This window comes from Achromobacter aegrifaciens, from assembly GCF_902859735.1.
GTDB lineage: Bacteria > Pseudomonadota > Gammaproteobacteria > Burkholderiales > Burkholderiaceae_B > Achromobacter > Achromobacter aegrifaciens.
On record NZ_CADIJY010000002.1, the window covers coordinates 135,942 to 157,922 of the forward strand.

Annotated in this window: 20 protein-coding genes; 4 read left to right on the forward strand and 16 right to left on the reverse strand. The window is 67.2% G+C overall.

Going from position 1 to position 21,981, the window contains the following annotated elements; genetic code table 11:
* Nucleotides 1–16 precede the first annotated feature (16 nt).
* The 6 genes from HV766_RS06650 to HV766_RS06675 all read right to left on the reverse strand — a co-directional run bounded on the left by HV766_RS06650 (nucleotide 17) and on the right by HV766_RS06675 (nucleotide 4,169).
* Entirely contained in the window at nucleotides 17–835 is an 819-nt protein-coding gene (locus HV766_RS06650; RefSeq protein ID WP_175180820.1) for an RsiV family protein, read from the reverse strand.
* Between the two features lie 34 nt (nucleotides 836–869).
* Nucleotides 870–1,646 carry a lipoate--protein ligase family protein gene (locus HV766_RS06655; RefSeq protein ID WP_054456769.1) on the reverse strand — a complete coding sequence of 259 codons (777 nt, stop codon included), beginning with the start codon at nucleotides 1,644–1,646 and terminating at the stop codon, nucleotides 870–872.
* On the reverse strand, nucleotides 1,643–1,918 hold the full coding sequence (gene lplB / locus HV766_RS06660) for a lipoate-protein ligase small subunit (protein ID WP_013393496.1): 276 nt from the start codon (nucleotides 1,916–1,918) through the stop codon (nucleotides 1,643–1,645). The genes HV766_RS06655 and lplB overlap by 4 nt, the downstream gene beginning before the upstream one ends.
* Nucleotides 1,919–1,948: 30 nt before the next feature.
* The gene (locus HV766_RS06665; protein WP_054456770.1) at nucleotides 1,949–2,413 is read right to left on the reverse strand and encodes a GNAT family N-acetyltransferase; all 465 of its coding nucleotides are present in this window, start codon (nucleotides 2,411–2,413) and stop codon (nucleotides 1,949–1,951) included.
* A gap of 10 nt (nucleotides 2,414–2,423) precedes the next feature.
* Nucleotides 2,424–3,125 (reverse strand): glutathione S-transferase N-terminal domain-containing protein, encoded by a 702-nt coding sequence (locus HV766_RS06670; RefSeq protein ID WP_119451095.1) that lies wholly within the window; start codon nucleotides 3,123–3,125, stop codon nucleotides 2,424–2,426.
* Between the two features lie 138 nt (nucleotides 3,126–3,263).
* Nucleotides 3,264–4,169, reverse strand: a complete 906-nt coding sequence (locus HV766_RS06675; protein WP_054456772.1) for a DMT family transporter — start codon at nucleotides 4,167–4,169, stop codon at nucleotides 3,264–3,266.
* Between the two features lie 121 nt (nucleotides 4,170–4,290).
* Between HV766_RS06675 and HV766_RS06680 the strand changes: the two genes are divergently transcribed.
* Entirely contained in the window at nucleotides 4,291–4,758 is a 468-nt protein-coding gene (locus HV766_RS06680; RefSeq protein ID WP_054456773.1) for an Lrp/AsnC family transcriptional regulator, read from the forward strand.
* A gap of 8 nt (nucleotides 4,759–4,766) precedes the next feature.
* Here HV766_RS06680 and HV766_RS06685 read toward each other — a convergent pair whose 3' ends face one another.
* Complete coding sequence (locus tag HV766_RS06685; RefSeq protein WP_059380299.1) at nucleotides 4,767–5,258, reverse strand: glutathione peroxidase; 492 nt, start codon at nucleotides 5,256–5,258, stop codon at nucleotides 4,767–4,769.
* 9 nt (nucleotides 5,259–5,267) lie between these two features.
* Nucleotides 5,268–6,473: an MFS transporter gene (locus HV766_RS06690; protein WP_054456775.1), complete on the reverse strand. Its 1,206-nt coding sequence runs from the start codon at nucleotides 6,471–6,473 to the stop codon at nucleotides 5,268–5,270.
* Nucleotides 6,474–6,737: 264 nt separating this feature from the next.
* Between HV766_RS06690 and HV766_RS06695 the strand changes: the two genes are divergently transcribed.
* Nucleotides 6,738–7,073, forward strand: a complete 336-nt coding sequence (locus HV766_RS06695; protein WP_082401201.1) for a tetratricopeptide repeat protein — start codon at nucleotides 6,738–6,740, stop codon at nucleotides 7,071–7,073.
* Here HV766_RS06695 and HV766_RS06700 read toward each other — a convergent pair.
* Together HV766_RS06700 and phrB are read right to left on the reverse strand one after the other, a co-directional pair.
* Nucleotides 7,033–7,992, reverse strand: coding sequence for a methyl-accepting chemotaxis protein (locus HV766_RS06700; RefSeq protein WP_119451096.1), 960 nt, complete (start codon nucleotides 7,990–7,992; stop codon nucleotides 7,033–7,035). The genes HV766_RS06695 and HV766_RS06700 overlap by 41 nt on opposite strands.
* Nucleotides 7,993–8,115: 123 nt before the next feature.
* Nucleotides 8,116–9,534: a deoxyribodipyrimidine photo-lyase gene (gene phrB / locus HV766_RS06705; protein WP_054456777.1), complete on the reverse strand. Its 1,419-nt coding sequence runs from the start codon at nucleotides 9,532–9,534 to the stop codon at nucleotides 8,116–8,118.
* A gap of 281 nt (nucleotides 9,535–9,815) precedes the next feature.
* On the opposite strand from phrB, the gene HV766_RS06710 reads away from it, so the two are divergent.
* Nucleotides 9,816–11,264, forward strand: coding sequence for a CoA transferase (locus HV766_RS06710; RefSeq protein WP_175163773.1), 1,449 nt, complete (start codon nucleotides 9,816–9,818; stop codon nucleotides 11,262–11,264).
* A gap of 548 nt (nucleotides 11,265–11,812) precedes the next feature.
* On the forward strand, nucleotides 11,813–16,534 hold the full coding sequence (locus HV766_RS06715) for an Ig-like domain-containing protein (protein ID WP_175180821.1): 4,722 nt from the start codon (nucleotides 11,813–11,815) through the stop codon (nucleotides 16,532–16,534).
* 86 nt (nucleotides 16,535–16,620) lie between these two features.
* Here the strand turns inward: HV766_RS06715 and HV766_RS06720 are convergent, their stop codons facing one another.
* The 6 genes from HV766_RS06720 to HV766_RS06745 form a co-directional block, all read right to left on the reverse strand.
* Nucleotides 16,621–17,157: a peroxiredoxin gene (locus tag HV766_RS06720; protein WP_119451100.1), complete on the reverse strand. Its 537-nt coding sequence runs from the start codon at nucleotides 17,155–17,157 to the stop codon at nucleotides 16,621–16,623.
* A gap of 98 nt (nucleotides 17,158–17,255) precedes the next feature.
* Complete coding sequence (locus tag HV766_RS06725) at nucleotides 17,256–18,623, reverse strand: adenylate cyclase (RefSeq protein WP_175180822.1); 1,368 nt, start codon at nucleotides 18,621–18,623, stop codon at nucleotides 17,256–17,258.
* A 30-nt stretch (nucleotides 18,624–18,653) separates the two neighbouring features.
* Nucleotides 18,654–18,818: a hypothetical protein gene (locus tag HV766_RS06730; protein WP_175180823.1), complete on the reverse strand. Its 165-nt coding sequence runs from the start codon at nucleotides 18,816–18,818 to the stop codon at nucleotides 18,654–18,656.
* Nucleotides 18,819–19,049: 231 nt separating this feature from the next.
* The gene (locus tag HV766_RS06735; RefSeq protein ID WP_054456781.1) at nucleotides 19,050–19,457 is read right to left on the reverse strand and encodes a DoxX family protein; all 408 of its coding nucleotides are present in this window, start codon (nucleotides 19,455–19,457) and stop codon (nucleotides 19,050–19,052) included.
* A 167-nt stretch (nucleotides 19,458–19,624) separates the two neighbouring features.
* A complete protein-coding gene (gene dbpA / locus HV766_RS06740) occupies nucleotides 19,625–21,013 on the reverse strand; it encodes an ATP-dependent RNA helicase DbpA (RefSeq protein WP_119451102.1) in 1,389 nt (462 codons plus the stop codon).
* A gap of 179 nt (nucleotides 21,014–21,192) precedes the next feature.
* On the reverse strand, nucleotides 21,193–21,951 hold the full coding sequence (locus HV766_RS06745; RefSeq protein ID WP_054456783.1) for an IclR family transcriptional regulator: 759 nt from the start codon (nucleotides 21,949–21,951) through the stop codon (nucleotides 21,193–21,195).
* Nucleotides 21,952–21,981 lie beyond the last annotated feature (30 nt).

A 21,981-nucleotide genomic window follows, 5' to 3' on the forward strand; every position in this document is an offset into this window, starting at 1 on the left:
CGTTTCCAGGGGCGGCTTATGAAGCCGGCAGCAGCTCAGGCTTCAGGATCCCGCGCAGTTCCGAATACGGAATGTTCAGCTCGGGTTCGCCATGCGAGTACGGCGCGATGGAATAGGCGTCGTACTTGACCACGATGCCCTCGCGCGTCAGCGCATAGTTATCGCTTTCCTGGAACGGCCACATCTTGTTGTAAGCCGTCGGATCGCGGCGCGCATCCGGATTGCCGGCCAGCCACTTGGCATGCGCCTGGCGCAGCGCCGCCACGTATTGCGGATGGCGGCCCGGTATCAAGGCTTCTTCCAGGCTCATCACCCGGCCGCGGCTGCGTTCCCAGTTCAGGTACTGGGTGGCCGGAATGCCGTGCGCCGCGCCAGTAAGGAATTGCTCGGTGTGCAGTTCGACGGCCACGATGTCGCCTACCGTGTCCTTCACGCTGGCCTTGAAATAGGTGGCGTCGCGCGCGCGAGCCACCGACCAGAAATACTGCGTGTATTCGGACAGCGTGTCATAGGGCCCGCGGCGGTTGGCATCGGTGCCGGTCATGTAGGCCAGCACGTGGTCTACCAGCGCGGTCAGCTTGGGGATGCCGGGAAACGCGACGCTGTCGATTTCGATGCGGGGGCAATCGCCCTCGCAGCCTGGCTTGCTGGACGCCCACTTGATGCGCTCGGTGGACAGGTCGCCGACTTTTTCCGGCGTGGACGCCGAGGCCGGAGCCTGCGTGGCCAGGGTGATGTCCGCGGGCGGCGTACTGCCGCAGCCCGCCAAAGCCAGCAGGGCCGCGCCCAGGATGAGACCGCTTATCGCGCCTTGCGGCGTGAATGTGCGACGCATTGAAACTACCTCCAGAAAATCGGGGCGCGGCCGTTCAGGGCACCACGCCGGTCCACTCGGGCGTGGCGAACTTCTCGGCCGCCTGCGCCTGCGCGCGCGCCAGCGTGTCGCTGCCTATCTGCCCGGGGGTCAGACGGTGCAGGCCGGCAAAAGTTTCCACCATGCGGTCGATGATCACTTCCCGCGCCAGCCCGGTCTGGGTGCGCAGGGGATCGACGCGCTTCTTGGCGCTGGTGGTGCCTTTGTCGGACAGTTTTTCGCGGCCGATGCGCAGGACCTCGACCATTTTATCCGCGTCGATGTCGTAGGACATGGTGACGTGGTGCAGCACTGCGCCGCCGCGGCGCGCCTGCGCCGCGCCGCCGATCTTGCCGATGTCCGAAGCGATGTCGTTGAGCGGCTGGTACCAGGCCTTGATGCCCAGGCCCTGCAGGGCGGTCAGCACCCAGGCGTCCAGGAAGGCGTAGGACTCCTGGAAGCTCATGCCATGCACCAGCGCCTGGGGGGCGCTGAGCGAATAGGTGATGGAGTTGCCGGGTTCCATGAACATCGCGCCGCCGCCGCTCACGCGCCGCACGACCTGGATGCCGTGGCGGCGCGCGCCTTCGGGGTCGACTTCGTTCTTCAAGGATTGGAAGCGGCCGATCACGACCGCGGGCGCGGCCCATTCCCAGATGCGCAGCGTGGGCGGACGCAGGCCGGCGCCGACCTCGTCGGTGATGACGGCGTCCAGCGCCATGTGCAGCACCGGGTCCTGCGGCCCTTCATGGATCAGCTGCCAGTCGTAGTCGTTCCAGTCGGTGCGCGTCATGCCAGCGCCCTCCGCAGCACCACGGCAACGGCCTCGGCCGAGAAGCCGAACATTTCGGCATCGGCGGGCAGGGCCGATTGCACAGCCAGCGCCAGTTCCAGTTCGCCGGCGTCGGCCGGCAGGCCGTTCAGGCCGCTATTGATGGCGTCCAGCGCCTCGGGCGGCTCAAGAAAAAAGTCGCCGCTGATGCGCACGTCGGCCAGGCGGCCGTCGCGCACTTCCAGATCCGCGACGACCAGTTTGCCGCCGGGGACTTTGTATTCGCCATGCATGGGCGCTCCTTGCTGTATCAGTACCAAAAACTACAGGCTGAGCTTCATGCCGTCATGGCTGGCTTTGAAGCCCAGGCTTTCATAGAACCTGCGCGCGTCGGGCCGGGCGCGGTCCGTGGTCAGCTGCACCAGGCTGCAGCCCTGGATGCGGCATTGCTCGATCGCCCATTCGAACATCTTGCGTCCGAGGCCCGCGCCGCGCGACGACGAGGCGATGCGCACGCTCTCGATCTGTCCGCGCCATTGGCCCAGCCGCGACAGGCCGGGTATGAACGATAACTGCAAACAGCCGACCAGGTTCGAGTCCTGCTCGACCACGGCCAGGAATTGATTGGGGTCCTGGCCGATTGCGGCAAAGGCGGCAGCATAGCGCGGGTCCAGCGGCAGCGCGGGATTCTCGCGCGTGGCGCCGAGTTCATCGTCGGCCAGCAGGGCGACGATGGCCGGCAGATCCCCCAGGCGCGCGCGGCGGAAAACCAGTTGCGGGTCGGGCATGGCGGCTCCTTCAGCGGGTGGTGTTCTGGGCGGTCTGGCCGAACAGGATGCGGCGCGATTCCTCGTCGCTGATGGACGGCGCCGTGTTGATGGTGTCGGCCAGGGCATAGGCGCGCTGCGTGGCGGGGCGGGCCGCGATGGCGTCGAACCAGCGCTTGAGGTGCGGGAACTCGTTCAGGTCCTGCCCCTGCTTGGCGTGCGGCACGATCCAGGGATAGGCCGCCATGTCGGCGATGGAATAGTCGCCGGCGACGAACTCGCGGTCCGCCAGGCGCTTGTTCAGCACGCCGTAGAGGCGGTTCGTTTCCTTGACGTAGCGGTCGATGGCGTAAGGGATGCGCTCTTGCGCGTAGCCGGAAAAGTGGTGGTTCTGGCCGGCCATGGGACCCAGGCCGCCCATCTGCCAGAAGAGCCATTGCGACACTTCAGCGCGGCCGCGCACGTCGGCGGGCAGGAATCGGCCGGTTTTCTCGGCCAGATACAGCAGGATGGCGCCCGACTCGAACAGCGAGATCGGCGCGCCGCCGCCGGCCGGGGCCTGGTCGACGATGGCGGGAATGCGGTTGTTCGGGGCAATGGCCAGGAACTCGGGCTTGAACTGATCGCCGCGGCTGATGTTCACCGGATGGATCTTGTAGGGCAGGCCGGTTTCTTCGAGGAACAGCGTGATCTTGTGGCCGTTGGGGGTGGTCCAGTAGTAGAGATCGATCATGGGATGTCCTGTGCGTCGCGCCGGCGGCGGCCGGCGCAGGGAAAGGCCATGATAGCGGGGCCGGCTTCGCGCCGGCCCCAATAACCGGGGGGCGGGTACGGGTTTGCCCCGGGGGCTTGCCCTGGCAGCGGCCCGCGTTCAGGCCGTGCCCGCGCGCGGCCGCCCCGGCAGGCGCCAGCTCCAGTTCAGGCTCACGCCCGCCGCCGCCAGGAAGATCATGGCCACGCCCGCGATCTGCGTGGCGTCCATGCGGTGGCCGTAGACCATGAAGTCCAGCAGGATCGCGACGGCAGGATAGATGAAGCTCAATGCGGCGGTGGACGTGGTAGGCAGCTTCTGGATGGCCGAATACATCAGGATGTACATCAGGCAGGTGTGGATCAGCCCCAGGGCCACCAGGTAGCCCCATTGCAGCGGCGCGGCGGGCAGGGCGTTGAAGTCCGCCATGGGCAGCAGCATCACCGCGCCCAGCGTCACCTGCACCAGCGCCAGCACCTGCGGCGGAATGTGCTTGAGCCGCTTGACGATGATGGCGGTGACGCCATAGAGCGCCGCCGCGCCCAGCCCCAGCATCAGCCCCGACAGATAGGCGCGGCCGTCCGCGCCGCCAGCTTCGGACAGGCGCAGCACCAGCATCAGGCCGGCGAAGGCCAGCACCGACCAGGCCAGCTTGCCGCGCGTGGGCCGCTCGCCCAGGAACAGCACGCCCAGGCCGATCAGGAAGAAGGGCTGCACGTTGTAGACCGCGGTGGCCAGCGAAATGGACGCCAGCCGATAGGCGGAAAACAGCAGCACCCAGTTCAGCACCAGCGCGGCGCCCGCGGCCAGGGCCAGCATCAGCGTGCGGGCGGTGAACAGGCCCGGCTTGAGCAGGCCGCGCGCCCAGCAATACACAAACAGGGAGAGGGCGCCGAACACGCAGCGGAAGAAGACCACGTTCCAGGCGCTTTGCCCCGACTCCAGCACAAACACGCCCAGGGTGCCGGACAGGGTCATCGCCGCGGCCATCTGGGCCAGGCCCACGCGTTCTGATGAGGGATTCATGAGGTTCTCCAGGGCCTTGCGGCTACGATATTCGATGGAGAAATTATCCCAGGCGGATCAAGCTGGTTATATGATGTTGATGTGGTGAATCGATTCCGAAACCTTTGTTTAGGTGGAATTTATGCAAAACGACCTAAAAAGTGAAAACCCGGTCCTGGACGGTATCGACCGCCGCCTGGTGGAGATGCTGACCACCAATGCGCGCACCACCACGGCCGACCTGGCGCGCCAGGTCGGGATGTCCGCGCCCAGCGTCGCGGACCGCCTGCGGCGGCTGGAAGAATCGGGCGTGATCCGGGCCTACACCCTGGACGTGGACCCGGTCGCGTTGGGCTACGCGCTGGAGGCCATCGTCCGCATCCGCCCCTTGCCCGGGCAGCTGCGCCACGTGGAAGGCCTGATCCAGCAGATTCCGGAATTCGTGGAATGCGACAAGGTGACGGGCGACGATTGCTTCATCGCCCGCGTGGTGCTGCGCTCGATCTCGCATCTGGACGGCATCCTGGAGCGCGTGACCGAATTTGCGGAAACCAATACCGCCATCGTCAAGTCCCACACGGTGCGCCGCCGGCTGCCGCCGCTGCGCTGACGCGCGGCTCAGACCGGCGCGGACAGCGCCTTTTCGATGTCGTCCTTGATGCCGGCCGGGGTATCGGTGGGCGCGTAGCGCTTGATGACCTGGCCGTCGCGGCCCACCAGGAACTTGGTGAAGTTCCACTTGATGCCCTCGGTGCCGAAGACGCCGGGCTTCTCGCCCTTGAGCCAGCGGTAGAGCGGGTGGGCGTCCTCGCCGTTGACGTTGATCTTGGCGTAGAGCGGAAAGGTGATGTCGTACTGCGTGCTGCAGAAATTGCGGATTTCGGCTTCGTCGCCGGGTTCCTGGTGGCCGAACTGGTCGCAAGGAAAGCCCAGCACCGCGAAACCATCGTCGTGGAACGAGCGGTAGAGTTCTTCCAGGCCGGCGTACTGCGGCGTAAAGCCGCATTTGGAGGCCACGTTCACCACCAGCAGCACGCGGCCGCGGTACGTGTCCAGGGACTGTTCCGTGCCGTCGATGGCGCGGGCGGAAAAATCGTAGAGGGTGCTCATGCGGGCTCCTTAGGCGTCCGAACGCGAGGGCGTCAGCGCGCCGGCTTGTTGTCCAGCGAGTGTAGCCCCGGCATCGCGGCCGTAGTAGCGCGTACCCCACAAGGTCAGCAGCAGGACGGCGGCGGTGATGCCGGCCGACATCCAGGGCAGGTCTGTCAGCGGCAGGCCGTGGCCCAGCGCCACGCTGCCCAGCCAGGCGCCGCCCGCATTGCCCAGGTTGAAGGCGCCCTGATTGAGGGTCGACGCCAGGTTGGGCGCGTCGGCCGCCTGGTCCACGATCAGCGTCTGCAGCAAAGGCACGACGGCAAAGCCCAGCACGCCCCAGATGAAGGTCATGACCAGCATGGGCGCCAGCGCGTGGATGGCCTGGCTGAGCGCCAGGAAGACCAGCAGCAGGCCGATGAAAATGCGGCGAAGCGACACTTCCAGGTTGCGGTCGCCCAGCTTGCCACCCAGGGTGCTGCCCACGGTCAGCGCCACGCCGAAGAGCAGCAGCACGCCGGTGACGCCGCGTTCGGACACGCCGGTCACTTCGCGCAAGAGCGGCGCGATGTACGTCAGCACACAGAACAGCGCCGCGGAGGCCAGCACGCTGGCGGCCAGCGGCCAGACCACGCGCACGTCGCGCAGCACCTTGAATTCGCGCAGGATGTTGCCGGGCTGCATGGGGATGCGGGCCGGCAGCCAGGCGGCCAGCGCGGCCACGGCCAGCAAACCGATGCCGCTGACCACCCAGAAAGTCGAGCGCCATCCGGCCACCTGGCCCAGCGCCGTGCCCAGCGGCACGCCCAGCACGTTGGCCAGCGTCAGGCCGGTGAACATCAGCGCAATGGCGCTGGCGCGCTGGTTGCGCGGCACCAGGTCCGCGGCCACCACGGCTCCCAGGCCGAAGAAAGCGCCATGGCAGAAGGCGGTGAACACGCGCGCCGCCATCAGCAGCGCGTAGTTCGGCGCCAGCGCGCACAGCAGGTTGCCCACCACGAAGGTGCTGGCCAGGCCGATCAGCGTGGCCTTGCGCGGCAGCCTGGCGGTGAGGATGGCCATGATGGGCGCGCCGATCACCACGCCCATGGCGTAACCGGTGATCAGCAGGCCTGCGACGTCAATGCTGACTTGCAGGTCGGCGGCGACGTTGGGCAGCAGGCCCATGATGACGAACTCGCTGGTGCCGATGCCGAAAGCGGCGGCGGCCAGCGCGATAAGGTGCAGGGGCATGGGACAGGGCCGGGACGAAAGGAAGGCGCCGGCGCAAAGAGAAGGCAAGGGCGGAATTCTAGGGCAGCGCCGCGCAAGCGTCGGGGGAAAGCCCTATTCTGAATAAGGGTATACCCTTAAATTGACGCGGCACGGGCCTTTGTTCCGGACCGGCCGCGACGTCGCCAAGGGCTTGCGCGGCGCGGGGCCATTGGGCGGGTTTCGCCGCAGCCGTCCTATCATGTCCATCAGATCCAAATGCGCGCGCTGTAGGAGAAATCGGCAATGGAAGGAATGATTGAACGCCTGGAGGCGATGCTGGCCAAGGGCACGGACAACATGCTGCTGCGTTTTTCGCTGGGAAAGGCCTACGCGGAGCAGGATTGCTTCGCCGATGCCGAGCCCCATCTGCGCGCGGCGCTGGCATTCGATCCCGCCTATTCGGTGGCCTGGAAATGGCTGGGCAAGGCTTGCCTGGGACAGGGCGACAAGAGCGGCGCGCGCGCCGCCTGGGAATCGGGCCTGCAGGCCGCGCAGGCGCGCGGCGATCAGCAGGTGGTGAAGGAGTTGCAGGTGTTCATCAAGCGCTTGGACAAGGAGGCTGCGGCTGGGCACGCGTGAGCCGGAATACCTCGATGGCGTGGCGCAGCTCCTCGGTTTCGGCCCGCTGCGCAACCGTCCCAGGCGCATCCGCGATGCCGGTGTGCACGTCGCGGGCCAGGCCGACCAGATTCCTGCGCGTGGCCTCCAGCGAAAATCTTAATGCGCCGATCTCATCGTCCGGATTGCCCGGCGCCAGCGGCGTGCCCAGATTGCCGGCCGCGATCTGCCGCGTGAAGTCGGTGGCCGTGGCCAACAGGCCGGACAGGGAGCGGCCATAGGCCCAACCCGATGCGAAGATCAGGCAGACGCCAGCGGCCAGCACTGCCGTGGCCAAGGCCAGTTGCTCGATATTCAGATTGGCCGCCATGCCATGCAGCGCGAAGCCGCCGGCGGCCAGGAACAGCGCGGACGAAAGTCCCGCCCAGGCCAGCATGCGCGCGCGTATGCCCGACGCCCGCCAGTCGCGCAGACGCGCCAGCGGGCCTCCGGGCAGGATCCGCCCCGCGCGCAACCGCAAGCCGCCGGTAATGCCGGTGCGCAGGCGCCGGTAGGCGCTGTCCGCGGTGTCGATCTGGGCGCGCGTTGGTTTGACGCGCACGCAGGCATAGCAGACGGTGACGCCGCGCTCCACCACCGGGGTGATGCTGGCCAGCGACCAATAGTGGCCGCCATGCTTGCGCCGGTTCTTGATCACGCCCGTCCATGACTGGCCCCGCTGTATCGTGCGCCACAAGTCGTCGTAGGCGGCCAACGGCATGTCGGGATGGCGCATGGTGTCATGGCCCTTGCCCATCAGATCCGCCTGCGTGTAGCCGCTGACCTCCAGGAACGCCGGATTGGCGTAGATGATGCGGCCGCGGGCGTCGGTGCGGGTGATGAGGCACTGCTCGTCGTGCAGCGTGTATTCCTGGTCGTGGACCTGCGGATGGTCGCGCATGGCTGTGTCGTCCTGCGATCGGCGTTGGCGGAATGTCGTAGACCGATCATCCGGGACGCGGACGGAAGCGGCGTTGACCTAGGTCAAGCGGGGCCGACGTCGTTCCCGCCCGCGGCCAGCGTCTCAGGCCGGCGGCAGCCCGCTGAACGCCTCCAGCGCGCGCAACCGGCTCTGGGCCAGGTCGACAATGGGCAGCGGATAGCCGGCGGCGGCGCGCTCCATCGGGCTGGGATCATGGATGGCGCGGCCGTCCAGATGCGCCAGTTCCGGCAGCCATTCGCGCAGGAACACGCCGTCCGGATCGAACTTGCGCGACTGCGACAGCGGATTGAAGATGCGGAAGTAGGGCACGGCGTCCGCGCCCGTGGACGCGCTCCATTGCCAGCCGCCGTTGTTGGCGGCGAGATCGCCGTCCACCAGCTGCGCCATGAACCAGGCTTCGCCCAGCCGCCAATCGATCAGCAGGTTCTTGGACAGGAACATGGCCGTCACCATGCGCAGGCGGTTGTGCATCCAGCCCAGCGCCAGCAACTGCCGCATGGCCGCGTCGACGATGGGAATGCCGGTCTGGCCCTGCTGCCAGGCATGCAGGTCCTCAGGCGCGTCGCGCCACGGCACCGCGGCGGTCTCCGGCTTCATGGGCTGGTGCATGGACAGCGCCGGGTAGGCGGCCAATAGATGCTGATAGAACTCGCGCCACAGCAATTCGTTGATCCAGGTGGCGGCGCCGCGCTTGCCGCCCTCTATTTCTCCGTGGTTTGCGGCCTGCGCCGCGCGCAAGGCCTGGCCCGGCGACAGCACCCCCGCCGCCAGATAGGGCGACAGGCAGCTGGTGGCGGGCAGCGAGGGAAAATCGCGTTCTTCCTGGTAGGCGTCGATGACGCCGTCGGCAAAGGCTTCGAGGCGTTCGCTGGCCGCGTCCTCGCCAGCGGGCCAGAGCGCGCGCACAGGCTCGGCGGGCGCATCGAAACCCTCGAAGGCCGCGGGCAGCGGATCCGCCGGCCAGGGCGGCGGGGTCTGCGCGCGCGGGGCGGGCAGGGCGCGCAGCGGCGCCGTGCGCAGCCGTTCGCGGCAGGCCCGCGCGTATGGGGTATAGACGCGGTAGCACTCGCCCTTGCCGGTCAGCACCGTGCCGGGCCGCAGCAGCGAAGCGCCATGATGCAGGGTCCAGTCCACGCCCAGGGCTCGCAGGCTGGCGGCGACCGCGGCATCGCGGCGGCGTTCGTTGACGGCCCATTCGGCGTTGGCGTGGACCTGGCCGATGGCGTGGTCGCGGCAGAAAGCGGCCAGCGCGTCCGGCGCCTCGCTCCAGTCATGCACCGTCAGCAGCCGCAACGGAATGCCCAGGCGGCCGAGTTCGCGAGACAGTTCGCGCAGATTGCGCAGCCAGAAATCCACCTTGGCCGGCGCGTCGCCGTGCTGCCGCCATTGGCCGGGCGCGGCCAGGAACAGGGCGGTGACCGTGCCGGCTTCGGCGGCCGCGGCCAGGGCAGGGTTGTCATGCGCGCGCAGGTCGGTGCGCAGCCAAAGCAGCGTGTTCATGGGTGGTCCAGGGCAGGGGCGGCGAGGCTGGCATTCTATATTGCGCCCGCCGCGCGGACGCGCCGGCAGACCGGCCATGGAAGACGATGTAAAAACTACGAGTAGATGTGTCCTGGCTTGCGCCGGCTGGCGCCGCGGGCCTCGCGGGGGAAAGCGCCCGGCGCGGCCGGATTGCGCCGCTTTGCGGTCAAACCATGAAACACGCTGGCGCGCCGCGGATATTGACGCCGCCTGGTCCCCGCCCTGTAATTCAAATAAACGACTAGAGCAAGATGAACGCTATGGGAAATCTGATGGACCTACGCCCGTCTTTTCTGAGGGGCCGCACACCCGCAGGCAACGCGTCCCGCGACGTCTTGCAAAAACTCTGGCGCTCGGTGGATCTGCCCGGCGAATCGCTGGACCATGTGGTGTTGACTGGCGCCGATCCGGTACTCCCATCGTCCTTCGCTGTCGGCATGGCGGCGCAGACCAGCATGGCCGCGGCCGCGCTGGCCGCCGCGGAGATCTGGAATCTGCGCGGCGGCGCCAGGCAGCAGGTCGGCGTCGACATGCTGCACGCCGCGCAGGAATGCCGCAGCCACTACACCATCAACGGCATCACGCCCAATCCCTGGGACCCCATCACCGGGCTGTACCGCTGCGGCGACGGCGGCTGGGTCCGAATCCATGCCAATTTCGCTCATCACCGCGATGGCGCGCTGGCGCTGCTGGGCTGTCCGGCCGGCGAAGACACTACCCGCGCGATGGTCGAGCGCGCCTTGAGCCGCTGGAAGGCCCTGGACTTCGAACAGGTGGCCGCCGACGCGGGCCTGCCCGTGGCCGCCATGCGCAGCTTCGACGAATGGGACCGCCACCCCCAAGCCCTGGCGGTGGCCGCGCAGCCCCTGCTGACCATCGAGCGCATCGGCGAAGCCGATCCGCGTCCCTTGCCCAAGTACGGCAATGGCGCCCGGCCGCTCAAGGACATCCGCGTGCTGGACCTGACCCGCATCATCGCCGGCCCGGTCTGCGGACGGGCGCTGGCGGCGTACGGCGCCGATGTGATGCTGCTCAATTCCCCGCATCTGCCCAACATCGACAACATCATCGATACCAGCCGCGGCAAGCTGTCGGTGCTGGCCGATCTGGATACGGCCGACGGCCGCATCGCGCTGGGCAACCTGCTGCGCAGCGCGCACGTGTTCGTGCAGGGCTACCGCCCCGGCGGCCTGGCCGCGCTGGGCTTCGGCCCGCAGGACGCGGCGCGCATCCGTCCGGGCATTGTCTACGTGTCCTTGACCGCCTATGGCGACAAAGGTCCCTGGGCCGGCCGCCGCGGCTTCGATTCCCTGGTGCAGACCGCTACGGGCTTCAACCACGCCGAGGCGCAGGCCGCGGGCCAGGACACGCCCAAGCCCATGCCCATGCAGATCCTGGACCATGCCTCGGGCTACCTGATGGCGTTTGGCGCGCAAGCCGCGCTGGCGCGCCAAATGACCGAAGGCGGCAGCTGGCATGTGCGCGTGTCGCTGGCGCAGACCGCGCATTGGCTGCGCGGCCTGGGCCGTGTCGAGGGCGGCCTGGCCTGTCCGATGCCGGGTTTCGACGGCCTGCTGGAAACCGAGCCCTCCGGCTTTGGCGAACTGGTGGCTCTGCGCCACGCCGCGCAGTTCTCCGATACGCCGGCCCGCTGGACGCGTCCGTCCAGCCCGCCCGGCACGCATCCGCCGGTCTGGCCATTCAACTAGGAACACCCGCTCAAGCCTGCGCGCCGCCGGCGTCTGGCTGGAAGCAGCGCGTCTCCAAGCAAGGGCCGCGGTTTCATCTGCGGTTCTGTCTGATTTTCATGTAAGCGCCTCAGCACGGCCCCGGAGCCTGTGGCCGGCGCTCTGCCTGCACTTCTTGCGTCCAGCCATGGCTGAGGCGCTTCCATCTCTTCCCACGCAAGCCCGCCCGATACCGCCATGCGCAGCTATCGGGTTTTCTGTTATGGAATCAATAAATTACATATTGATATCAACAGTCATATAAATAGCATGTCGTCATATTTTGTCATTGTTAAGTAACAACCAGAATCCCCGGGTGTAGTCGCTGGGAGTGCGCGCAGGACTTCGTCCTGGATGTGGCTCAGAACGGATCCGCCGACGCCGCAGTTCAGTAGCTTGGCGACTTTGCCTGGCCGGCGCATCTCCCGCCCGCGGGATTCCTTTCAGACAAGGTCATGACGATGCTGAAGCCATCCAAGGCACACGCTTGGTGCATAGCGGCTGCGCGCCAAGTCAGAAAGGCGCTGTGCGTGGCGCTTTCCAGTTTGCTCCTGTTCCAGGGCTGCGCCGCGCCGCTAGCCGGCGAACACCGCAAGCCGCTCCCCGACACCGAAGGCCGCGCCGCATCCGCCAGCATTGCCGTTCAGGACCGGGCGCGGGCGATGGATCCAAGCGCGGCCGCGGCCAGCGCGCCTATCCCCGGCGGCATGGATCCCGCGCCCGATCTGGAGGGACGCCCCTTGCCCGCCAATCCCAACCAAATGGCGAGCGCGGACGCCAGGTCGACGGCCAGCGGCAAGGCCATCGGTGCAGCCCAGCAAGCGGCGGAAAGCTGGCTGCGCCAGTTCGGCACGGCCAGGCTGGACCTGCTGGGCAGCTTCCATGGCGGCGCTCTGGATATGTTGTTCCCGCTGCGCGATTCCGGGACGAGTCTGATTTTTTCCCAATTCGGCGCGCGCCGGACCAACCTGCTGCAAGAGTCATATCGGACCACGGTCAACCTCGGGCTGGGCTACCGCCATTTCGGCGATGGCTACATGGCTGGCGTCAACGCATTCCTGGACCAGGACGTGTCGCGCGGCCATCGGCGCCTGGGTCTGGGCGGCGAATGGTGGGCGGATTATCTGAAGCTCAGCATGAACGGCTATTTCCGGCTGAGCGACTGGAAGCGTTCGCCCGATGCGCGGGACTATCAGGAACGTCCGGCCAGCGGCTGGGACATCCGGACCGAAGGCTATCTGCCGCAGTATCCGCAGCTGGGCGGCAAGCTGATGTTCGAGAAGTACTACGGCGACGAGGTCGGGCTGTTCGGCGCCAGCAACCGGCAAAGAAATCCCAGCGCCTGGACCCTGGGCGTTTCCTATACGCCGGCGCCGCTGGTCACGCTGGGCCTGGACCATCGCATGGGGCAGGGCGGGCAGTCCGACACCAGCTTCAAGCTGGGCCTGAAGTACGCGCTTGGCGTGCCTTTGGCCAAGCAGTTGCAGCCGGGTGAAGTCGCGCGCAGCCGCAAGCTGGCCGGCATGCGCATGGATCTGGTCGAACGCAACAACGAAATCGTCCTGGAATACAAGAAGAACGATCCCATGACGATACAGCTGCCGGCGGCTGCTTCCGGATATCCTCGGACGGCCCTCAGCTTTCCGGTAACGCTGACGGCCGCGGATGCCGCGCCCCGGATCGAATGGTCCGGTTCCGCGGCGCCGTTTGCGATGCCATACAGCGGCGGCGCGTCCGCATCGCTGATGCTGCCCGACTACCGCAGCGGCGGCATCAACAGCTATCAGCTGATGGCGTCCGCTACGGATGTGCACGGCCGCAAGATCAGGTCCAACGTCATGACCGTGAGCGTCAACCCGCTCAGCGTCAGCGTCGCGCGTTCCAAGGCCGCCGCCATGGCGGACGGCGTGGACAACGTCAGATTCACGGCCCAGGTTCGCGGCGTCCAGGCCGAACCCATGGGGGGGCGCACCGTCACATGGGTCCTGCAGGGGGCCGGCACGATCCGGGAGTCTTCGGACCGCACCGATGCCGATGGCGTGGCGTACGCCCTGGTCAGCAGCACTGTCTCGGGCACGATCGGGGTCGAGGCAATGGAGGCGCAAGGGTTCAAGGGCAGGAGCGAGGCAGAGTTCCTCGAAGCGCCGGGCACGGCCAGCGTGGCGCTGCTCGTTGCGCAGCCCGCGTCCATTCTTGCAAACGGCAGGGACAAGACTGTATTGAAGGCGACAGTCAAGGACGGCAAGGGCAACGCAGTGGGCGCGGGCGTCGCGGTGAACTGGACCGCCACCGGCGGGCGGCTTTCCAGCAACAGCAGCAATACCGACGCGAGCGGCATTGCCGTGGCGGAACTGCTGTCCGCCACTGTTCCAGGCCTTGCGGCCATCACCGCCAGGGCCGGAGCCGAGGATCCGGGCAAGACGGGATCCGTCGCATTCCTGCTCGATGCATCCGATGCCCAGGTGCTGCGGCTCACGCCAAGCAAGACCACCGCCCTGGCCGATGGCCTGGACACGGTGACCTTCACCGCCACCGTCGCGGATGGCCGAGGCAATCCGGTGGGAGCGGGCGTCGCCGTCAACTGGGGCGCCAGCCTGGGCACGCTGGGCGCCGCTTCCAGCAACACGGACGCGAGCAGCCAGGCCACGGTCGTACTGACCGCGCCGACCGCGGCTGGCGCGGCGACCGTCACCGCCAGGGCCGCAAGCGGCGACCCGGGCAAGACCGCCGCGGTCGCGTTCGTCGCGGATGTCGCTAACGCGCGCGTCGTCCAGCTCACGCCCAGCCAGGCCAGGGGCACGGCCAATGGCGCGGATGCCGTGGTTTTCACCGCCATGGTTGAAGACGGCCGCGGCAATCCGGTGGGGGCAGGCGTCACCGTCAACTGGAGCGCCAGTCTTGGGACGCTCGCCGCTACCAGCGTCACCAACGCCAGCGGCCAGGCTTCCGCCTTGCTGACCGCGCCGATCGTTCCCGGCACGGCAACCGTCACGGCCCGGGCGGCGGATGGCGATGCCGGCAAGACCGCGTCAGCCGTCTTCGCGGCAGACGAACTGAGGGCCCGCGTGGCCGCGCTAAGCCCAAGCAAGACCACCGGCCTGGCCAACGGCACTGACACCGTCACACTCACGGCCACGATCGATGATGGCAGAGGCAATCCGTTGGGGGCGGGCATCGTCGTCAACTGGAGCGCCGATCGGGGCTCGATAGGCGCTTCCAGTATCACCAATGCCAGCAGCCAGGCCACCGTCGTCCTGACCGCGCCTACCGCGACCGGAGCGGCGACTGTTACCGCCAAGTGCGCGCCGGCCCGCCAGGCGAAGAGCGCCGGCGGAGATCCCGGCAAGACCGCCGCCGTCGATTTCATCGCTGACGCCTCCAGCGCCCACGTCATCGAGCTGGCCGCGAGCAAGACCGACGCGGTGGCTAACGGCGCCGATACCGTGACCCTCCGGGCCGTCGTCGTCGACAAGCAAGGCAATCGGGTGGGCGCAGGTGTTACCGTCAACTGGAGTACAAGTCTGGGCCAGCTCCCGGCGGCCACCACGACCGATAGCAAGAGCGAAACCTCGGCCGTCCTGATCGCGCCGACTTCCACGGGCGTCGCGACGGTTACCGCCAAGGCTGCGGGCGGCGATGCGGGGCAGGTGGTGTCTATCACCTTCATGGCCGACGCGTCGACCGCCCGTGTGGCGACAGTCGCGGCGAGCAAGACGAGCGGCTTGGCCGATGGCACGGATACCGTGACCTTCACGGCCACGGTTGCGGACGCCAAGGGCAATCCGGTGGGCGCGGGCGTCCCGGTCAACTGGGGCGCCAGTCTGGGCACGCTGGCTGCAACGGTCAGCAAGACCGACGCCAACAGCCAGGCCTCGGTTGTATTGACCGCGCCGACTGCGGTGGGCACGTCGACCGTCAACGCCCGGGCCGCGGGCGGCGACGCGGGCCAGACTGCCACGATAGCCTTTACGGCCGACGCTTCCAGCGCCCGCGTGGTTAGTTGGGCGTTCAGTAGCAATAGCTCGCCGGTACGGGCCAATGGCGTAGACGCCATTATCCTCAGGGCCCACGTGAAAGACGCCATGGGCAATCGCGTGGCCGGGGCGACGGTCAACTGGACCACCAGCCTGGGCAGCCTTGCTAGCGCGACAAGCGTTAGCGACGTCACTGGCGAGGCTCTTGTCAAGCTGGTGTCGACCACCGCCGGTGAAGTTGTCGCCACGGCCAAGGCAGGGGCGGCGGATCCGGGCAAGATCTTGCGCGTGGGTCCCTTCGTGGCCGATCCCGCCACCGCCCGCGTGGTCGTGCTTACGCAAAACAAGACCAATGGCGTCGCCGATGGCGCAGATACGGTGAGATTTACGGCCACGGTACAGGACGCACACGGCAATGCGATGATGAGGTGGGACGTCAACGGCACGCCGAGGCCGCTCGACATTCCCGTCAATTGGACCACTTCCGGCGGCAGGCTGGCCGCAACTGCCAGTAGCACCGATGAGACCGGCAAGGCCACAATGGTATTGACCGCGCCGAAGGTTGCCGGCAGCGTGAATGTCACCGCCATGGCCCCTGGGCGGGATGCGGGCCGGACAGCCAGCGTGACCTTTGCGGCCGCCACGCCCAGCACCCGCGTCGGCAGCGCTTCGGCCAGCAAGACCAGCATCGTGGCCAATGCCCGCGATACCGTGATCTTCACGGCGGTAGTGCTGGACGGCAACGGCAATTCAGGAGGCGCAGGCCACGTGGTCAACTGGAGCACCGATCTTGGCTCGCTGGAGGCGTCATCCACCAGGACCAACGCCAAGGGCGAGGCCACGGTTGTGCTGACGGCGGGAAAGCTCGCGGGGCAGGCCACGGTGACTGCCAAGACGGGCGCAGACGATTCGGGCCGTGCCTTCCGCGTGGCATTGACCGCTGATCCGATAACCGCCCGCGTCGCTTCCCTGGCCAGCAGCAAGACCTCTGCCCGGGCTGACGGTCAGGAAAAGCTGATCCTTAAGGCGACGGTGAAGGATGCCAACGGCAATCTGGAGGTCGCGGGCGTCACGGTCAACTGGCGGACCAACCTCGGCACGCTGGCCTCGGCAACCAGCAGTACGGATAGCAATGGCGTTGCCACGATGGAACTGCGCGCGCCAGGCGCTCCAGGTATCGCCGTGCTTACCGCGAGGGCAATCGCGGCGGACGGGGGCAAGACCGTGCGCGTGGAGTTCATATCGTCGAGTACGATCCCGCCGCGGCCATGGCAATGAGCAGGCATGTGCGCGGATACATGCGGGACTGCCGTCATGAACGGACTTGCGGCCGAACAGTAGCGGCGCATGCCCGCCAGCGCCGCCTACTGCTTGGCCTTCCAGTCGCGCAGTGCGCGCATGGTGTTGGCCACGTGGGAGTCCGGATTCATGTCGGTGTATTCATACAGGATCTTGCCTTGCGGCGAGATCACGTAGGAGATGCGCTGCGCGTACTCGGGACGCTTGTCGTGGACCGCGTCGTAGGCCTTCATGATCTTGCCATCGCCGTCGGCCGCTACCGCGAACTTGCCGCGGCATTCGCTGACCGAGAACTTGTTCAAGGTGTCGATATTGTCGGTCGACACACCGATGACGGTAGCGCCCAGGGACTTGTAATCATCGGTGGCTTCGGCGAAGTTGTGCGCCTCTATCGTGCAGCCCTGGGTGAACGCGGCGGGGAAGAAATACAAGACCACCGGACCTTGCTTGAGCGCCTCGCTCAGCGAGAACGTGTAGACCTTGCCGCCCAGCGATGCCTGGGTGCTGAAGTCCGGGGCGGGCGCGCCCACGTCCAGCGCGGCCTGGGCCGAGGGACCGGCCAGCAGGCCGCAGAGGAGTAACCAGGGGGCAATGCGCTTCATCGGAATCTCCAGGAATTTCAGGGGCCGCGCGGCAACGGGTCTACTGTAGCCGTGCAGGATGCGAGGGTCCAGTAAGCGGCGCGGCGGCGTCGCCCGTCCTAGTCGCGTCCGGAGCCGCCGCGGCCATTCCCGTTGCCATTGCCGTCTCCGCGCGGTTGGTCGCGCTGCTGTTGTTGACGCGCCTGCTGCTGGGCCTGTTGGTCGCGTTGCTGTTGTTGACGCGCCTGCTGCTGGGCCTGCTGGTCGCGCTGCTGTTGTTGACGCGCCTGCTGCTGGGCCTGCTGGTCGCGCTGCTGTTGTTGACGCGCCTGCTGCTGGGCCTGCTGGTCGCGCTGCTGCTGTTGACGCGCCTGCTGCTGGGCCTGCTGGTCGCGCTGCTGTTGCTGACGCGCCTGTTGCTGGGCCTGCTGGTCGCGTTGCTGCTGCTGGCGTTCCTGCTGCTGGGCCTGTTGGTCACGTTGCTGTTGCTGACGCGCCTGCTGCTGCGCCTGCTGATCGCGCTGCTGTTGCTCTCGCGCCTGTTGCCCCTGCGGCTGCTGGGGGCGGCCTGTCTGCCCGGCAGACATATCGCGTCCGCGTTGCATGTCGCCGTGGTCCGCGTTGTTCCGGTCAGCGCCGCCGCGGTTATCGCGCCCGTTGTTGTCCTGGCCGCGGTCGCGTCCGTCGCGTCCATTGTCCGGACGCTGGCCTTCATGCGGCCGGCCATTGGATTGATGGTCCACGTAGGCCTGGGGCGGCCGGCCCTTGTTGTGGTCGTAGAACTGAGCCCGGTTATTGCCGGCGTCGCGCGCGTAGCCGCGCTGTATGTCGGTCTGCGGAGAATGGCGGTCCTTGCGCGCGGCAAGTTCGCGCGGGTCCGCGTTGCGCCGGATGCCGGATGGGCCGCCGTGGTAGCTGACGCGGCGGTTGTCCACGTTGTTCACGACCACGGTGTGGTTATAGACATTGGTCACGCGCGTGACGTTCACGTTCGTGACGGAACGGTTGTAGTAGAAGCGGTCGCGCTTCCAGTAACCGCCCACATAGCCCAGGCCGTTGTAGCCAAAGCCGTAGTTGATTCCGCCATAGAAGCCCACGTGTGGACCCCAATAGCCGGGGGTCCAGAGGTAGATGCCATTGCTGAAGCCCCAATAACCGGGTGTCCAGAGCGCGCCGGCATAGGGCGCGAGCACCCATGCGCCGGGTACCCAGAAAAACCCGTAGCGGTTCAGGCTCCAGTAGCCCGGCACCCACATATAGCCGTCGGCGGGCGCTGGCGGCTGGACATAGACGGGTAAGGGCGGGGGCGGCTGGGGGCTGCGGTCCACCAGCGCCAGGTTGGCGTTGGCGGGATCGCCGTCGTCATAGACGGGCGCGGCGGGCGCCGGCGGCGGCTCATAGGTCTGCGCCGCCACGCTGGCACAGGCAACCATCAGGACAGCCGCGGCCAAAGGGCGCGGGCGTAGGATCCGGGAACAGGTATTCATGGTTTTTCCTTGGCGCAACGGGCGCGCGGATCAATAGCCACGATAGTAGTAATGGGGGGCTGGATACGCCGGGTAGTAATAATGCGGCGTGTAGTAGACCGGCGCGGGACGATAGTGCGCGGGCCTGGCGGGTACGACCACGCAACCGGTCAAGGCGCTGGTCACGGCCAGCATCAGCAATAGACTTTTCTTCATTTTGCGACTCCTGCCGAGCGCCTGGCGTGGTTCACGCCTTTTTTGCGCTCGTCAGGATTAGGCCACAGGCCGGTCTCCACGGTTCTGCACTGTAATCGTTCCGAAACAGCTTTCCGGTGACGGATATTTGCGCCTGCGTGACCGTCGATGTCGTTCGTATCAATGTCCGCGCAAAAGAAAAGGGGCCGCCTCGGCGACCCCCTCATAGCGCGTAGCGCCGTGTTACGGCTGTCAGTTCCAGCGGCCGCCGTTACCGGCGAGGCTGAAGCGGCCCGCGCCCATGAAGGCGATGGCCAGGCCGGTGAACAGGAACATGCCTTGCAGTTCCAGCGCCCAGCCACCGTTGTTGGTCATGCTGCTGATCTGGCCGGAGTGGGCCAGCAGGATGGCGACGACCATGTTGATGGCGATCAGCAAACCGCCCAGGCGGGTGTAGATGCCGACGATGAGCAGCACGGGGGCGAGGATTTCGCCGACGTAGGCGCCATAGGCGAGGAAGCCGGGCAGGCCGTGCGAGGACAGCATGCCGCTGATGCCGCCGACGCCGCCGCCGGTCAGTTTGAACAGGCCATGCAGCAGAATCAGAATACCGAGGGTCAGGCGCAGGATCAGCTTGCCGGTGTCGTCGGATTTGATCATGGTGAGTTTCTCATCTATTGGTTGAAAGGGGACCGCGGCCGTTGGAACAGGGCGCGAGCCTTTGGTTCCGCGCCCCGGTGATCGCGGGCAGGGCGGCCGCCGGGGCAGGCCGCGCCATTATTGCAAAACCCGAGCAAAACCATCAAGTTTTTGTCGCCCGCCGACACTCAGAACTCTTCCAGATAGCGCATGCGGAAGCGCCGGCCCTTGATATTGCTGTTGGACAGACGCGAGAACGCCTGCTTGGCGATCTGCCGGTCCAGCGCCACGTAGGAGTTGAATTCGGTGATGTTGATCTTGCCAACCTGCTCGAACGTCAGGCCGCCGTCGCCGGTCAGCGCGCCCAGCAGGTCGCCCGGGCGCAGCTTGTCCTTCTTGCCGCCCTGGATGCACAGCGTGATCATGGGCGCGCGCAAGGGACGATCCGCCTTGGGCCGCAAGGCCTTGATGTCGCCCCACACCAGCGGCGCGCCCTGATACTGCTCGATCAGGTTGGCCCAGCGCATCTCCTCGGGCGAGCACAAGCTCAGCGCCAGGCCCTTTTGTTCGCCGCGGCCGCTGCGGCCGATGCGGTGCACGTGGACCTCGGTGTCCTTGGTCACGTCGACGTTGATCACGGCGCCCAGGTTCTGGATGTCCAGGCCGCGCGCCGCCACGTCGGTGGCCACCAGCACGGCGCAGCTGCGGTTGGCGAACTGGATCAGGATTTCATCGCGCTCGCGCTGTTCCAGGTCGCCGTTCAGGGCCTGGGCGCTGATGCCTTCGGCCTGCAGCCGTTCCACCAGGTCGTGGCTGCGGATCTTGGTGTTGCAGAAGGCCAGCGTGGATTCGGGGCGGAAGTGCGCCAGCAGGCGCGTCACTGCGTCGAGCCGGTCCTTTTCGTCGATTTCGTAGAAGATCTGCTCGATGCGGCTGGCGTCATGCTGCGCCTCGACCTTGACCTCGGCGGGATTGCGCAGGAAGCGGGCGCTGAGCTTGCGGATGTTGTCGGGATATGTCGCCGAGAACAGCAGCGTCTGGCGCTTGGTCGGGCAATGCGAGGCGATGGCCACGATATCGTCATAAAAGCCCATGTCGACCATGCGGTCGGCCTCGTCCAGCACCAGGGTGTTCAGGCCCGACAGGTCCAGGCTGCCGCGCTCCAGGTGATCCTGGATCCGGCCGGGCGTACCCACCACCAGGTGCGCGCCGCGCGCCAGCGATTCGGCTTGGGGACGGGCGGCGGCGCCGCCGCACAGGGTCAGGATCTTGACGTTGGCGATCTGGCGGGCCAGCCGGCGCAACTCCTGTGCGACCTGGTCCGCCAGCTCGCGCGTGGGGCAGACCAGCAGTGCCTGTGGCGTCAAGCGCGCGGGATCGAGCTTCTGCAGCACGCCCAGGCCGAAGGCCGCGGTCTTGCCGCTGCCGGTCTTGGCTTGCGCAATGAGGTCGCGGCCTTCCAGGATCAGCGGCAGGCTCTGGGCCTGGATGGGTGTCATCTGCTCGAAGCCCAGGCTCTTCAGGTTGTCGAGCAGGGCGGGCAGCAGGGGCAGGGAGGTAAAGGAAGTGTCGGTCACGATAGAAGAGTGTCGCTTTCTGCCCGGCATCGGCCTGGCGGCAAAAGGAAGGGGCGGCTGCGTCATGAGGCAGGCGCGCGTACGCCCAAGAGTGTAATGCCTGCGGCCGATGGCCCTTGCAACAAAGGCGGAACATAGCGTTCCAGACGCGCCCCTGGGCGGGCGGGAGCCGCCGGCCGCTAGGCGTCAGGCCCGTAGGTGCCGGCCAGCGCCCGGGCGGCCTCTTGCATGCGCGGCAACCAGGCGCGCGCGCCTTCGATGGACAGCCGGGCCACCGGTGCGTGCAAGGCGACCGCGGCGATGGCGCGCGTGCCATGCAGAATGGGCACCGCCATGCAGACGATGCCCAGCAGGAATTCCTCGCGGTCGAAGCTCGCGCCTTCCTTCTTGATGGTGCGCAGTTCCTGTTCCAGCGCGGCCACGTCGCACAGCGTGTTGGGCGTGTAGCGCGGCAAGGGCGCCGCGGCCAGCAGCCGCTGGCGCGCCTCGCGCCGCATGTGGGCCAGGAACAGTTTGCCGCTGGCCGAGCAATGCAGCGGCACGCGCGAGCCCGATTGCAGGTTCACCCGCAGCGGCCAGGCGGTTTCGACGCGGTCCAGGTAGATGACCTCGTCGCCGTCCAGCATGGTGCAGTTGCAGGTTTCGCCGATTTCGTCGACCAGGCTGTCCAGGATGCGGTGGCGTTCGCCGCGCAAGGGCGAATTCAGCAGGGTTTCACGTGCCAGCGCGCTCAGGCGCGGGCCGCTGACGTAACTTTTGCCGGCGGGCTCGCGCAGCAGCATGCCGGCGTCGACCAGCCGCGACAGGATGCGCAGCACGGAGGGCTTGGGCAGGCCGGTGGCGTCCGTCAGCGCGGCCAGCGATACCGGCTGCCCCGAGCGGGCGACCTGTTCCAGCAGGGTCAGCGCGCGCAGCGCTGCGGAGGATTCGTCTTTCATCTTTCAATAATTGAAGATTCGGCGGCTTGC